A 14,106-nucleotide genomic window follows, 5' to 3' on the forward strand; every position below is an offset into this window, starting at 1 on the left:
GATCAGCAAGTTTTGGATAAAGTATACGTTTCTCGATCGACATAAAAGATTTTTTGAAGCCCCCGTGCCCTGAGCCTGCTAGATCCGAGCTACCGGAATGCTAAATTTCCGCTGCCCGCCTGCCGTTCCGTCGATCCGCACGCCAAACGCCGCGAAGGCAGTGCCGCTGCTTCCGTGCTCCACCGGCGCTCCGTGGCGATAGGAGGACGGAAGCCGCACATAGAGCCGGGTCTCTCGCGGCGCTGCGGAAGGCAGCGTCAGATCGACATCGATCCGTCGTGTCGCCTCGTCGTAACGCAGGATATAGGAGACCCGGCCCCAGCACGTCGGAATGCCGGCCACCTGCACGCCTTCCGGCGAGAGGAACCAGTCGCGCGGCAGGGCCTTGGCGAGATGAAGCGTTTCGGCACGGTCATCCTCGTAGAGCAGGGCCCAGCGCAGCAGGATCGGCACGGTCATCTGCGCTGGCAGGCAGAACAGCGCCAGTTCCCCGCGCAGGCCCGCGACCTCGGCCGCCGTCCAGCTTCCGCGCGTGTGGGCGTGATAACGATGACCGTAGAGAAAGAGCAGATATTCCTCGACCCGATCGTTGCGAAGAAGGGCTTGGGCATAACCGTAAGAAATAAAGCCGAGAATATCGCGTTGCGCATGACTGGGCGGTGTTAGGTTGCCGACCAGACCCATGACGGTCGCGCCATGGGCCCGCATCGAGTCGATCGTCGCCGCCTCAAGGTCCGGGGGCAATATTCCGGATTGAAGCATTTCGCAATAGACACGATGCGCCCATTGCTGCTCGCTGTAGCGATGCCGCGCGAGCGATTCCCTGAAACGCTCACGCACGCCGGGCAGGATCGGCACGTAGGGCGGGGCGCCGTCATGCTGGATCGAGGCACGCAGTGCGCCTTCGGTGCGCGCGGCCAGCGCCCCCGCCCGCCGCGCCCAATCGTCCGCGCGCGCGCCGTCTTCCGGCGCGATCCGGTGCCAGACCCGCGCGAGATCGCGAAACCCCCGGGCGGCGAACGCGCTGTTGCCGAAATAGGGCTTCCACCATACCGAGGGGTCCGGGAAGAGACAGGCGTCGCTCTCGCTCCATCCATGCAGAAGGCCGTGACCCGGATCGTCCGCCGGCAGGGCGAGCGCCTGGTCATGCAGCGCAGTCAGCACGCCCGCCATGGCCGCGACGCGCGCCTTGTGCCGCCGCACGGTCGCATCGTCGCCAGTCAGCTCCAGATAACGCGCGACCAGCGCCAGCGTAAGGCCCGTCTGGCCGACCTCCGGCCCGCGCATGGCGACGAGACCGTCATCTCCCACAAAATCGTCGAACTGATTGTCAAGGACGGCTTTCGCCTGATCGAACCGCCCCCATTCGAGGTTGGCGAGCAGCGACGCCGTGAAGATATCCTGGAACCCGTCATATTCGGGGCCTTCATAGTCACGGTCCACGACGCCGTATCGCGGCCAGACCCCGCCCCGCCTCACCATCGCCTCCTTGACGAAGGCATGGCGGGCGAAATCCGCCCAGTCGGGTTCCGGCAGGACCGGCGTCAGCGTGCCGGCCAACACCCCGTGCCAACGGTCCACGCACCGCAGAAGCGCCCCGTTGAAGGCCGCCTCGTCCGGCGCGGCGCGGAACGGGCCGAACGGGACGTAGCTGCCGCCATAGACGACGCGGGTCGCACGGCCCTGTTCCACCAGCATCATGCGCTGCCACGTCGGCACAAGACGCGCATGCTCCGGCGAGACCTCGGCAAAGACGATCACTTCCCAATAACAGCCGGGCCCAAGCGGAAACTGCTTGACCACGATCGGCAGGGCACCGCCGAGCAGCCCTTCCCGCCGCGCCGCCACGACCGCCGACCCGCGCGCCAGTTCCGGCACAACGCGTTCCACGTGCCAGTTGCGGGTGTTGCCGGCGGGCGTCAGCGGCATGACGGCGTCGCCGTCAGGCGGTCCGACGAACGCCGTCCAAAGGATTCGACCGGGCTCCTCGGACGCGAGGCGCGTATCGATGGGCGGCGCCGCGTCGCGCACAGCCGCCGGGTCGGGTTCGCCGCCCGCCAGCAGGCGTTCGGCCAGCAGGTCGCGCTCGGCATAGGCGAGTTCGCCGAACGCCAGGCCGCAATAGGGCGCCCGCCCCACCGGCCGGGCGCACCCTTCCATGAAGCGTCCCAATGTCAGGACCCGCCCGCCCGGCCCCCTGAAGACCAGGGCGCCGTCCGGGGTCGAGCAGTCCTCCAGGACCTCCCACACACCGTCGGGCCGATGCACCGGAGCGAGGGATCGCAGCCCGGACTCCGCGCGCGCCCCACGGACGCCGGCCCGCGCGCCAATGGCGGCCAGCCCGCCCAGAAGAAGACCACGCCGCTTCATCACGATGTCTTCTTCTTCTCCGCCTCGATCCAGGCCGCGACGCGCGCCTTGAGCAGGTCCATCGGCATGGCGCCCTCGTCGAGCACGACATCATGGAAGCGGCGCTCGTCGAATCGGTTGCCAAGCGCGGCCTCCGCCTGATGACGGAGCGACGCGATCGTCAGCTCGCCGATCTTGTAGCCCAGCGCCTGTCCTGGCCAGGCGATATAACGGTCCACCTCGTTCTGGATGTTCTTCTCGGCCACGGCCGTGTTGTCACGCAGACAGGCGACGGCCTGGTCGCGCGTCCATCCCTTCCAGTGCAGCCCGACATCCATGACCAGCCGGCACGCCCGCCACATCTCCATGGATAGCTGGCCGAACCGCTCGTAGGGCGTGGGGTAGAAGCCGAATTCCGTGACGAGCTGCTCCGAATACAGGGCCCATCCCTCCACGAACGCCGTCGTGGCATAGTCGCGCCGGAAACCCGGAAGATCGGCCATCTCCTGACCGAGCGCGATCTGGATGTGATGGCCCGGCGCGCCCTCGTGCGCGACGAGCGACGGCAGCTCGTACAGGGGCCGCTGGTCGAGATGGGAGGTATTGATCATCAGCCCGCCCGCGATTCCCAGCGCTGGGCTGCCGGGATTGTAGCGACCGGAGGTGTAGCCCTCCTCGATCGCCTCCGGAACCTGGCGCACGCCGTAGGGAAGGCGCGGCAGCTTGCCGATCACACCCGGAAGCCGGTCGTCGACCTCCTTGGCAAGGCGGCTCGCCTTCTCCATCAGCGCCTCGCGCGTCTTCACGTAGAATCGCTGGTCGCCCCGCAGCGCCGCAACGAAGGCCTTGAAATCCCCCTTGAAGCCCAACGCATCCATCTGGGCCTGCATCGCGGCGTGCAGGCGCGCGATCTCGGACTGCCCCAGCGCGAACACCTCGTCCGGCGTCATGCCCGTCGTCGTCTCGCTCCTGACGCGATAGGCGTAATAGGCGCGGCCGTCGGGCAGGTCGAAGGCACCGAGGGTCGCGCGGCTGGCGGGGAGATATGCGTCCTTCATGAACCGCGCGACGGCTTCTTCGGCCGGCTTGATCCTGTCGCGCACGATGGCCAGCCCCTCGGCCCGCAGCGCGTCGCGCCGGGCCTTCGGGATCGTGTTCGGAAGCGTGTCGAAGGGCGCCATCAGCGCGCTTCGCTCCGGCGGGAGTGCCGCGAGCGCCCGCGTCGCCTCCACCACCTTCAGCGCGATCAGCCGGGGCTGCACGAACCCGGTTGCGATGCCCCGTTTCATGTTGGCGATCTGCTGGTCGTAGAACGCCGGCAGGGCGCGCATCCGCGTCAGCCAGCGGCGCGCGGCCGCCTCGTCATGCAGCGGGGAATTCTCGGCGGCATATCCCGGCACGAGGTAGAAGCCCTCGTCGCTCGTGAAGGGCATGCGCCCCTCGTCGAAGCGGCGCCCCTCGATCGCCAGGTCCACCGTCCAGGCGATCAGCGCGTCGTTGATCGCGTCCTCGCCGGACAGCGCCTTCGTATCGATGGCGTCGAGCCGCCGGCGGAAATCGAGCAGCGTGCGGTAACGGGCCTGCTCCGCCGCCAGACTGTCGTCGGGCCACCGCTCGGCCGCCGCCTCGTCACCCCGCGCCGCCGCCGACAGAGGGTCCAGCGCGCTCGAAAAACGGTCATAGTCCTGAACGAGGGCATGGAGCGCGGAGACATTGCCCGCCGGGGCGGCAAGAGCCCGATGCATCCCCCCGGCCGCGAGGACCGCCGCCCCCACCAGAGCCAGCGGGAAAGACCACCGCCCCGACCGTCGCGCTTTCCACTCCATCGTCCGTGTCCCTGTCTTCGATCACCTATTTCGTATACGATATAATACGATCCAACATCAAACGAAAGGGTCGAAATGTCCTCAGGGCGTGACTTCGACGCGCAGGACAGCACCTTCCGCCGGCAGGGCCAGCCCGTAATCCGTCTCGTCGCCGTTCCAGAGCCGGGTCATGCGCCAGCACCCCTGGGCATCGACGATCCCTTCCTCCACGCGCTCCACCTCGTGAACGCCCGGCGCGGCGGAGCGGGGGAGAAAGCTCACACGAACGGACCGGCCCGCGACGAGGAAATGCGTGGCGTCGAGCCGCGCGACCAGCGCCCTCCCTGCGTTCGTCGCGTCCAGCGGCGTCTCGGGAGGATCCCCCTCCCCCCAGTGCGCCCCGAAGCTGCCTCGGACGGTCCAGTTCCCGAAAGCACGGGTCGGCGAGGGAACGGCTGGCTCCTGCAGCAACGCGGCGACGTCGCCCTTGGCCGCGCGGTCCAGCAGGACGGGCAGGAGCGGTTCGAACAGCGCATTGTCGAGGCCGTGCGCGGCGACGGCGGGGTCATGTCCGGGATCGTCCACCCCGAAGACCGAGGCGCCGATGCCGCCGCGCGCGAGAAGATCGTAGGTCCAGCGTGTGGACGCGACCGTTATGCCACTTTCCGACAGCCACGGCGCATTGTCGCGCCGCTGGTAGGGAAGCACGCCAGCGTGGAATTCGGCGAGGCTCTCCGTGTAGCTGTCCGTGCCCAGCACGTCGATCGCGTGCGTCTGGCTCTTCCAGATGTCGAGCACGTTGGCCGTGCCGCCACCGCTGGGATACTCGAAGCCGGGATGCGTCAAGCCGCGATAGCGCAACCAGACATTCACATAGAGCGGGAGCGGATAGACCGCCCTGCCGGCCTCCGCCACCGACTCGACATAACGGGACACGGCCCAGGCACTGAACGCTTCCGCCGCATCCGCTCCGAACACCACACCCCAGGTTCCGGGCGCGCGGCCCGTCGCCTTCAGCACCGCGTCGGGCACCGCCGCCGCGAACGCAGCGTCCGCGGCGGCACCATGGTCCCGAACCGTCCCGAGCAGGCCAGGCTCGTTCTCGACCTGCACCATGATGACGGTATGCCGGTCCGCGTCGTACGCCTTGAGATGACCCATGAGCGCCGCGAAGGCGGACCTGTCACGTTCCAGGGTCGCCGTGCCGAAGGGCGACATGCCGTCGAGCGGCTGGCGGTCGGCATCGAGCAGGCGCGGATAGCGCGCGGGATCGCGTTTCATCCAGAGCGGCACGTAATGGCCGGCGCCGTTCTTCCAGGTCCCGAACCAGAGAAGGGCCAGCCGGACATGATGAGCCCGCGCCCCGTCGATCAGCGCATCGACACCGGAAAAATCGAACCGACCGGGCTCCGCCTCAAGCGTTTCCCAATAGACCGGTGCCTGAACGGTGTTGACGTGCAGCCGCTCGGCGACACGAAAGAACGCCGGCAGGGTCGAGGGCCACGCGCTCGAATTGTGCATCTGCGCCGCCAGAACGAAGAACGGCCTGCCGTCCACTTCTAGCTGGAAATGCCCGCCCCCGCCGACAAGGCGGGGCATCGGAGACGCGGAGGCGCCGGCGCCGACCGCCCCCACGAGGACGAACGCCAACACCGCGAAGCCTCGCGCCACGCGCCCCGTGGCCCGGCTTCCCACGATCGGACCGCGCATCAGGCGACCTGGAAGCCGTGGCAGAACACGTCTTCCGGGTCGATCCAGATCGTGTTGAAGCCCGTCGAGACGGCGCGGCCTTCGATCAACGGAACGATGGCGGGAATCGGCCCGTCCAGCGAGGGAAGGCTCGTTTCGCTTTCCACCGTGCCGACGAACCGGCTGTGGATGTAGCTGTCATGCACGAAACGGTCGCCGGTCTTCAACAGGCCCTTCGCATGGAGATGGGCGAGCCGGGCGGAGGTACCGGTGCCGCAGGGACTGCGGTCGATCGCGTGGTCGCCGTAGAACACGGCATTGCGCCCGGCCTCGCGCGTCACGCCTTTGTCGGCCCACATGACATGGCTGACGCCGTTGATCGCCGGGTCCACCGGATGGACTGGATGGAACTTCGCCCGCACAGCCTCGCGGACCTTGGGACTCAGGTCGAGGATGCGCGCGGCACCGAGCGAATCCAGACCGCCGTAAGGACCTTGCGGCTCGACGATCGCATAATAATTCCCGCCATAGGCGACATCGACCGTGAGCGGCCCGAAACCCGGCACGTCGATTTCGATACCCCGTGCCGCGACGTAGGATGGAACGTTGCGGATCCGCACGGCCGTCACGCGCCCCGCGTCCTCGCGATAGTCGATATCGATCATCCCGGCCGGGACTTCGAGCCGAAGCTTGCCGGGCGCGCGCGGGTGGAGATAGCCATGCTCCAGCCCGAACGTCACCAGGCCGATCGTCCCGTGCCCGCACATGGGCAGGCAGCCGGACGTCTCGATGAACAGGATGCCACCATCGCTGTCCTCCCGCGTCGGCGGATAGAGAAACCCGCCAGACATCATCGCATGGCCGCGCGGCTCGAAGCACAGGCCGGTACGGATCCAGTCGAACCGCGCGAGAAAGTCGAGCCGCCGCTCGCCCATCGTGGCGCCGCGCAGCAGCGGCGCACCGCCCGCGACGAGCCGGACGGGATTTCCGGCCGTGTGCCCGTCGATGCAGAAGAACGTATGGCGCATTCGTCGGCCCCTCTTGCTCAGACCGGCCGGTTGGCGGCGGCGATCTCGACCATGCGCGTCACCTCGGCGCGGCGAGCGCCTTCGAGCGGCAGGCGGGGAAGGCGCACGCGCTCGTTGCCACGCCCCATGATCTGCTCGGCCAGCTTGATCGACTGCACGAGATCGTGCTCCGCGTCGAGATGCAGGAGGGGCATGAACCAGCGATAAATGCGCCGTGCCGTCTCGATATCGCCACGCTGGAGCGCCTCGACCAGAGCCACCGATTCCTTCGGGAAGGCGCTCGTAAGCCCGGAAATCCAGCCGACCGCGCCGAGCAGCAGCCCTTCGAAGGCCACGTCGTCCAGCCCCGCCATGAGGGTGAAGCGATCGCCGAACGCGTTGTACACGTCCGTGTAGCGCTTCGTATCGGCCGAGCTTTCCTTGACGGCGACGATCGTCGGCACGTCGGCGAGGCGCTTGAGCACGTCGATCTCGATATTGACGCGATAGGCGGTCGGATTGTTGTAGAGCATGATCGGCAGGTCGCTCGCCGCCGCGACCGCCTTGAAATGCGCTTCCAGCTCATGGGGCTTCGGCACGTAGACCATGGCGGGCAGCAGCATCAGCGCGTCGGCGCCGATCCGCGCGGCCTCCTGCGCCCAGCGCACCGCGCGCGGCGTGGTCAGCTCGGACACGCCGACGATCACCGGCACGCGCCGCGCCACGACCTCGACGGCGGCCTCGAGCACGCGAATCTTCTCTTCCGGTTCCAGCGAATTGTTCTCGCCGCAGGTTCCCATCACCACGAGCCCATGCACGCCGTCGCGGACGAGATTGTCGAGGACCGCCTGCGTCGCAGGGAGATCGACCGCAAGATCGGCTGTGAATTGCGTCGTCGCCGCCGGGAAAACGCCGGTCCATTTCATCGTGGTATATCCTTTCCTGAGGTGCCCCCGCATCTTGCCGGAAGCACGCTATACGTCTATCGTATACGATTATTGGTTCAGTTTGGGAATGGGGAAAGATCGCACCTTTGGCTCGCTTCACCGAACCCTCATGAAATCCGTCATTATCATCGGCGGCGGCGTCATCGCGCGATGCTGCGCCTTGGCTTTGCAGCGTCAGGGCATGTGCGTCACCGTGCTGGCGCGACATGACGAAACACCCGCTTCCTACGGCAATGCCGGCCATATCGCGGCCGAGCAGGTCGAGCCGTTGCCGCAATGGTCTACCCTCAGAACGCTTCCCTGGACGCTTTTCCCGATGGGACCGGTCGCGCTCGATTTCCGCTATCCGTTGGCCTGGCTGCCCTGGTCCGTCCGGTTCCTGCGGGCTTGCCGGCCGGCCGCCGTCGACCGGGGACGCGTCGCGTTACGTTGGCTTCAGGGCGAGGCCCTGCCCGCATGGGAACGGCTCGATGCGTCCCTGCCCGGTCCGACGCTACTTCAGCGCGACGGCACGGTGAAGCTCTGGGAGGGCCCGAGCGCCACGGCGCGGGCGAGGGCCGCCGTCAGAGCCGACTGCGGCACCGCGACGGCGCGGCTCCTCACGACGGCGGAGATCGGCCGGATCGGCGCGGGGCTGAGCGTGCCGGCCGGCGCGGGTGCGCATTATGCCGGAACAGCCCATGTGATCTCGCCACGCGATGTGCTGGAGCGTCTCGCGCACGCCTTCATCGACGCGGGCGGAGAATGGCGCGACGATACGGCGATCCATGTCGCGCAGGAGGCCGACGGTGCGGTCGTCGCGTTTCAGGATCGCAGCCTGCGCGCCGATGCCGTTCTGGTCGCGGGCGGCGTGACCTCCGGCGCGCTTCTCCCCCATCTTCGCGTGCCGATGATCGCCGAGCGCGGCTATCACATCGAATGGGACCATGGCGGCGCGTACGATCTGCCGAACCTCGTCTTCGAGGATCGCGCGCTGGTCGTCACGCGCTTCGGCCCACGACTACGCGCAACATCCTTCGTGGAGTTCACCAAAGTGGATGCCTCGCCCGACCCGCGCAAATGGGCGGCGCTGGAACGCCATGTCCGCGCGCTCGGCCTGCCGGTCGCGTCGGCGTTCGCGCACTGGCATGGGGCGCGTCCGACCTTGCCCGATTATCTGCCGATGCTGGGCCGGCTTGCGGACCAGCCGCGCGTGTTCGTCGCGTTCGGCCATAATCACCTGGGCCTGACCCTGGCCGCCACCACGGCGGAGCGCATGGCGACCCATATGCTGGAAGACGTGGCGCTTCCGGCCGTTTTTTCTCCCGACCGTTTCACATGAACGACAAGCGAGGCCAGACATGACTACGAGCGATCAACTTCTCGGCGAGCTTCTCATCGGTTCCCGTACGCGCTCGCGGCCCGAAACCTTCCGCGCCATCGCCGCCGCCACGGACGAAGCTCTGCCCGTCGCCTTCTCCTGCGCGACAGCGGAAGATGTGCGCGACGCCTGCGCGCTGGCCGACGCAGCGTTCGATTCCTACCGCGCGGCCACTCCAGAGGTGCGCGCCACGTTCCTCGAAACCATCGCGGAAGAGCTCGAAGCGCTCGGCGATGCGCTGCCGGAGCGCGCGAGCCAGGAAAGCGGCCTGACGATGGCACGTCTACGTGGCGAGCGCGGACGCACCACGGGCCAGTTGCGGATGTTCGCGCGCCTGCTTCGCGCGGGGCACTGCCTTGCTGCGCGCATCGACCCGGCCCAGCCGGAACGCAAGCCGACGCCGCGCGCCGATCTGCGCCAGATCCGGATCGGCGTGGGGCCGATCGCGGTCTTCGGGGCCAGCAATTTCCCGCTGGCCTTTTCCGTCGCGGGCGGCGACACGGCCTCGGCGCTCGCGGCCGGCTGTCCCGTCGTCGCCCGTGCGCACCCGGCGCATCCGGGGACGAGCGAACTGGCCGGGAAGGCGATCCAGCGGGCTGTGGCGCGATGCGGCCTGCCCGAAGGCGTGTTCTCGCTGATCGGCGGGCCCGAACACGCGATCGGCGCAGCTCTGGTGCGCGACCCCGCCATCATGGCTGTCGGTTTCACTGGTTCGCGCAAGGGCGGATTCGCGTTGTCCGCCATCGCGGCGACGCGTCCGGTGCCGATCCCGGTCTATGCGGAGATGAGCAGCATCAATCCGGTCTATCTGCTGCCGGCCGCCCTCAGCCAGCGCGCGGACGCCCTCGGAGCCGCTTTCGTCGCGTCGCTCAGCATGGGCACCGGCCAATTCTGCACCTCGCCGGGCCTGATCCTCGCCATCGAGGGCGACGAGCTGGCGCGGTTCAAGGGTGCGGCCGTCGAGGCGCTGGCCGGAGTCGCGCCCCAGAGCATGCTGACCGCCAGCATCCATGCCGCCTACGACGAAGGTGTCGCGGCGCTGGAAGCAAGGCCGGGCGTGACAGTGCTGGCGCGCGGCCCGGAAGCGGGGCCGCACGCTTGCCGTTCGGCCTTGTTCGCCGCCGATGCCAGCATCTTTCTGAACGATCCGGTGCTGGCGCATGAGATTTTCGGTTCATCCTCCCTGATCCTTTCCTGTCCCGATGAGGCCGCGCTAGTCGAGGTCACCCGTGCGCTCGAAGGCCAGCTGACCGCGACGCTACATCTGGACGAAGCCGACACGGCGCTGGCCGGACGCCTGATGCCGCTGCTGGAGCGCAAAGCCGGGCGCATCCTCGCCAATGGCTGGCCGACCGGCGTCGAGGTCTGCGATGCGATGGTCCATGGCGGCCCCTTCCCCGCGACGAGCGATCCGCGCAGCACTTCCGTGGGCACCGGTGCGATCGAGCGGTTCCTGCGTCCTGTCTGTTATCAGGACCTGCCCGATGCGCTGCTGCCTGACGGGCTGAAAGCCGTCAATCCGCTCGGCCTAGCCCGAACGGTGGACGGGGCGCCGGCGCATTGAACGACCAGCATATGTTGAACGATCGCGGTCACGATCCGACCGCAGATGGGTTCAGGCGCCGGCTGGGCCTGCTCGATCTCACCATGATCGGCTTCGGCTCGATCTTCGGCTCCGGCTGGCTTTTCGCCGCTGCCCATGTGGGCGACATCGCGGGGCCGGCAAGCCTGCTGTCCTGGGTGATCGGAGGCGTCGCGATCCTGCTGATCGGGCTCGTCTATTGCGAACTGGGCGCGGCCCTTCCGCTGGCCGGAAGCGTCGTGCGTTATCCCGAGCGCTCCCACGGACCGGCGGCGGGATTCCTGATGGGCGTCATCACCACCATTGCCTTCTCAAGCCTCATCTCCATCGAGATCGTGGCCGCGCGGCAATATGCGGGCGCGTGGATTCCCGGCCTGACCCGCGACGCGGCGGGCGACCCGACCCTCTTCGGCTGGACCGTCCAGGCGCTGGTTCTCGGCGCGCTCTATCTGGTCAACCGACGCGGGATCGCGACCTTCGCCTTCATCAACAATATTGTCACGCTGTTCAAGTTCTGCGTGCCGGCACTGGTCATCATCCTGCTCCTGGCCCATCTGACGCAAGCGAACTTCACGGTTCACGGCTTCATGCCCCATGGCGCGGACGGCGTGCAGGTGGCGGTCTCGACCGGCGGGATCATTTTCGCCTATCTGGGGCTCACTCCGATCCTCTCGGTCGCGGGCGAGGTCCGGCAGCCGCAACGCACCATTCCGATCGCGCTGCTGCTGTCCATCTCGCTTTCTACAGTCGTCTATGTGCTGCTTCAGGCCGCTTTCATCGGCAGCCTGCCCGCGCGGTTCCTCGATCATGGCTGGACCGAGGTCGCGGCACGCCTGCCCCTGCCCTTCCACGATATCGCACTCGCCCTGGGGCTCGGCACGCTCGCTTTCCTGGTGGTCGTCGATGCCGTGCTGTCCCCGACAGGAACGGGGAACATCTATCTCTCCGCTTTGCCGCGCGTGATCTATGCCTGGGCACAGGCGGGGACACTGCCGACGTCGTTCCGCGAGGTGAAGCCCGGGACCGGCGTGCCGCAGCGCGGGCTCGACCTGGCATTCGGGCTGTCGCTCTTCTGGACGCTGCCTTTCCCGTCCTGGGAAGCGCTGATTACGGTCGTCTCCTCCTCGCTGATGCTCAGCTACGCGCTCGCCCCGACCAGCGCCGCTGCGCTGCGCCGGACCGAGCCGGACCTGCCGCGTCCTTTCCGCCTGCGTGGCTTCGCCGTTCTTGCGCCCTGTGCCTTCGCAATCGCGACCCTGATCGTGCTCTGGACGGGCTGGACCACGCTGGCCTGGCTGCTCTCCGTGCTCGTCCTTCTCCAGCTCGGGCTGATGCTCTGGCGGGGCAGACGGAAGGACTGGCGCCACACGGGCTGGATGTTTGCCTATTTCGCGGGACTCGCGCTCGTCTCGTGGAGTGGACCTTTCGACGGGCACCATATCCTGGACGGCGCGATGGACGATCTCGCCGGGATCGCGCTGGCGCTCATCATCTATGTCTGGGCGGCCCGCTCGGGGAAGACGGCCTGAAATGAAAGATTTCAGAGGGCCTGCCGCAGATCGTCCAACGTCATCCGGATATGATCACGCGTCAGCGTCTCGATCTCGCGCCGGCTGCCCTTCAGCCAGCATTCGAGCAAGGCGCGATGCTGTTGATTGGCGCGCGTGTCGTTGTCGTTCATATGCAGATGGAAACGCACATAACGGTCGGCCGTGACGTTCAGCAGATCGACCACATGTAGCGTCATCGGCCCGGCGCCTGGCCGGACCAGCGCCATGTGGAAGCGCCTGTTGTAGACGCCACGCTGGGCGTCTTTCCGGTCGATGGCCGCTTCCAACTCACCCAGCATCATCCGCGCATGGTCCGCGTCCGCGCTTGTCGCGTTCCGGGCGCCGAGGGCCGTGGCATCCGGCTCGACACGCAGGCGGAGATGGAACACGTCCTCCGCTTCCGCGCGGGTCAGCGGCGTAACGAAGAAGCCGCGCTTGGGATGGACGGACACGAAGCCATCCTGCTGGAGGCGCGCCAGCGCCTCGCGCACGGGAATTTTGCTCACATCGAACAGCGCCGCGATCGTATCCTGGCGGACAGGCTCGCCCGCCGCCAATTCCCCGGAGAGAATGCGTTCTCGCAAGATCCCGTAAAGCTGGTCCGAAATGGAGCGATTAAGGATGCGCTCCGGGCTAGTCACGATATTCATCCACAGGCATGTCCGTCCCGCCCCCGAGGCCGGGGAAAACACCATAACGTAACCCGCCCGCCATCCGGAAACAACCGACGAGCGCTGCCGTCGTTCCCGGCGGGGATCCCTGCCCCTGCCCTGACCTAGCCCCCAACGTGCCCTCAGTTCTGAGTTAGGGTCTGTGGGTTGTGAAGTGCTCCCCGAATTTGGGCCAGCGCGAGCTGGAATCTCCCGGGGTCAAGGCTCAACCGGCAGGTCCGCCGCAGAGCCGTTCAGCAGCGATATCGGCGGCTTGTTGCCGATGGCGCTGTGCGGCCGGACCTCGTTGTAGTCCTGACGCCAAGCCTCCATTTTTGCCCGGGCGTCGTCAAGGCTCATGAACCAGTGCGTGTTCAGACACTCGGCCCGGAATTTGCCGTTGAAGGACTCGATGAAGCTGTTGTCGGTCGGCTTGCCTGGACGGGAAAAGTCGAGCACGCCCCCCTTCTGATACGCCCATAGATCCAGATCCCGACTGACAAACTCCGAGCCCTGGTCGAGCCGGATGTTCCTGGGATAACCTATCTGCCCGCAGATCCGCTCCAGGGTCTGGACGACATCCTCGCCGCGATAACTGAACCGTGGATCAGTGGCCGGCGAGAAACGGGAGAAGGTGTCGATCACGGTCAGGATCCTGATCTTGCGGCCCGTCGCAAGCTGGTCGTGAACAAAATCCATCGCCCAGGTATCGCGGGTCGTGCGCCGCCGGACGACGGTCCTCGCGCACTTTCGCCTTGATCCGGCGCCTGGGCACCTTGTTGCGCAGTTGCATGCCCAACTCCTTGTAAAGACGGATAGATCCGCTTCGGGTTTACGGCCCAGCCATCCCGCTGCAACAGGATATGGAACGCGGCGGTAGCCATAGCGCACACGGGTTTCGCAGATCTCCCGGATCCGCTGTGTCAGTTCGGCCTGCGTGCCGCGCTTCGACTTGTAGACATAGAGGGAACGATCGATCTGCAGCACCGCACAGGCGCGCCGTGTCGAGATCTTCCACTCCCCCTGAAGCTTGTCCACGAGTTCGCGTTTGCGCGCAGGCCTCAGAGACCGTTTGAGAATGTGTTGATGCGGTGGCTTGGGCGTGATTCAAGCTGGGGATGTGGACCCGAGCGAGCCGTGGCCGGATGGCTGGATTTGAGAAGCGAT

At 67.1% G+C, this 14,106-nt stretch carries 10 protein-coding genes; 3 read left to right on the plus strand and 7 right to left on the minus strand.

The annotated features are described in order from the left end of the window. Positions 1-78: 78 nt before the first annotated feature. From HLH35_RS16075 to HLH35_RS16095, 5 genes are all read right to left on the minus strand, one after another. Positions 79-2,370 carry a Tat pathway signal protein gene (locus HLH35_RS16075; protein WP_182980124.1) on the minus strand — a complete coding sequence of 764 codons (2,292 nt, stop codon included), beginning with the start codon at positions 2,368-2,370 and terminating at the stop codon, positions 79-81. Next, the gene (locus HLH35_RS16080) at positions 2,370-4,175 is read right to left on the minus strand and encodes a DUF885 domain-containing protein (protein ID WP_182980111.1); all 1,806 of its coding nucleotides are present in this window, start codon (positions 4,173-4,175) and stop codon (positions 2,370-2,372) included. The genes HLH35_RS16075 and HLH35_RS16080 overlap by 1 nt, the downstream gene beginning before the upstream one ends. Positions 4,176-4,256: 81 nt before the next feature. After that, on the minus strand, positions 4,257-5,864 hold the full coding sequence (locus tag HLH35_RS16085; RefSeq protein WP_182980112.1) for a DUF5597 domain-containing protein: 1,608 nt from the start codon (positions 5,862-5,864) through the stop codon (positions 4,257-4,259). Further along, positions 5,864-6,871 carry a 4-hydroxyproline epimerase gene (locus HLH35_RS16090; RefSeq protein WP_182980113.1) on the minus strand — a complete coding sequence of 336 codons (1,008 nt, stop codon included), beginning with the start codon at positions 6,869-6,871 and terminating at the stop codon, positions 5,864-5,866. Before HLH35_RS16090 ends, HLH35_RS16085 begins: the two co-directional genes overlap by 1 nt. A gap of 17 nt (positions 6,872-6,888) precedes the next feature. After that, complete coding sequence (locus HLH35_RS16095; RefSeq protein ID WP_182980114.1) at positions 6,889-7,776, minus strand: dihydrodipicolinate synthase family protein; 888 nt, start codon at positions 7,774-7,776, stop codon at positions 6,889-6,891. 130 nt (positions 7,777-7,906) lie between these two features. On the opposite strand from HLH35_RS16095, the gene HLH35_RS16100 reads away from it, so the two are divergent. The 3 genes from HLH35_RS16100 to HLH35_RS16110 are packed head-to-tail and all read left to right on the plus strand — an operon-like array spanning position 7,907 to position 12,268. After that, positions 7,907-9,118: an NAD(P)/FAD-dependent oxidoreductase gene (locus HLH35_RS16100; RefSeq protein WP_220790727.1), complete on the plus strand. Its 1,212-nt coding sequence runs from the start codon at positions 7,907-7,909 to the stop codon at positions 9,116-9,118. 19 nt (positions 9,119-9,137) lie between these two features. Continuing rightward, a complete protein-coding gene (locus HLH35_RS16105; protein WP_182980115.1) occupies positions 9,138-10,721 on the plus strand; it encodes an aldehyde dehydrogenase (NADP(+)) in 1,584 nt (527 codons plus the stop codon). A gap of 11 nt (positions 10,722-10,732) precedes the next feature. Further along, a complete protein-coding gene (locus tag HLH35_RS16110; protein ID WP_182980116.1) occupies positions 10,733-12,268 on the plus strand; it encodes an APC family permease in 1,536 nt (511 codons plus the stop codon). An 11-nt stretch (positions 12,269-12,279) separates the two neighbouring features. Here the strand turns inward: HLH35_RS16110 and HLH35_RS16115 are convergent, their stop codons facing one another. Continuing rightward, a complete protein-coding gene (locus HLH35_RS16115; protein WP_182980117.1) occupies positions 12,280-12,939 on the minus strand; it encodes a GntR family transcriptional regulator in 660 nt (219 codons plus the stop codon). A 219-nt stretch (positions 12,940-13,158) separates the two neighbouring features. Then, positions 13,159-14,046, minus strand: a complete 888-nt coding sequence (locus tag HLH35_RS16120) for an IS3 family transposase (protein WP_338029375.1) — start codon at positions 14,044-14,046, stop codon at positions 13,159-13,161. Positions 14,047-14,106 lie beyond the last annotated feature (60 nt).

This window comes from Gluconacetobacter asukensis (genome assembly GCF_014174375.1).
Lineage (GTDB): Bacteria > Pseudomonadota > Alphaproteobacteria > Acetobacterales > Acetobacteraceae > Gluconacetobacter > Gluconacetobacter asukensis.

Bases quoted from the DNA above. Each gene is read 5' to 3' on its own strand.
- HLH35_RS16095 (WP_182980114.1), bottom strand. From the start codon at position 7,776: ATGAAATGGACCGGCGTTTTCCCGGCGGCGACGACGCAATTCACAGCC.
- HLH35_RS16085 (WP_182980112.1), bottom strand. From the start codon at position 5,864: ATGCGCGGTCCGATCGTGGGAAGCCGGGCCACGGGGCGCGTGGCGCGA.
- HLH35_RS16080 (WP_182980111.1), bottom strand. From the start codon at position 4,175: ATGGAGTGGAAAGCGCGACGGTCGGGGCGGTGGTCTTTCCCGCTGGCT.
- HLH35_RS16100 (WP_220790727.1), top strand. From the start codon at position 7,907: ATGAAATCCGTCATTATCATCGGCGGCGGCGTCATCGCGCGATGCTGC.
- HLH35_RS16105 (WP_182980115.1), top strand. From the start codon at position 9,138: ATGACTACGAGCGATCAACTTCTCGGCGAGCTTCTCATCGGTTCCCGT.
- HLH35_RS16075 (WP_182980124.1), bottom strand. From the start codon at position 2,370: ATGAAGCGGCGTGGTCTTCTTCTGGGCGGGCTGGCCGCCATTGGCGCG.
- HLH35_RS16090 (WP_182980113.1), bottom strand. From the start codon at position 6,871: ATGCGCCATACGTTCTTCTGCATCGACGGGCACACGGCCGGAAATCCC.
- HLH35_RS16115 (WP_182980117.1), bottom strand. From the start codon at position 12,939: ATGAATATCGTGACTAGCCCGGAGCGCATCCTTAATCGCTCCATTTCG.
- HLH35_RS16110 (WP_182980116.1), top strand. From the start codon at position 10,733: ATGTTGAACGATCGCGGTCACGATCCGACCGCAGATGGGTTCAGGCGC.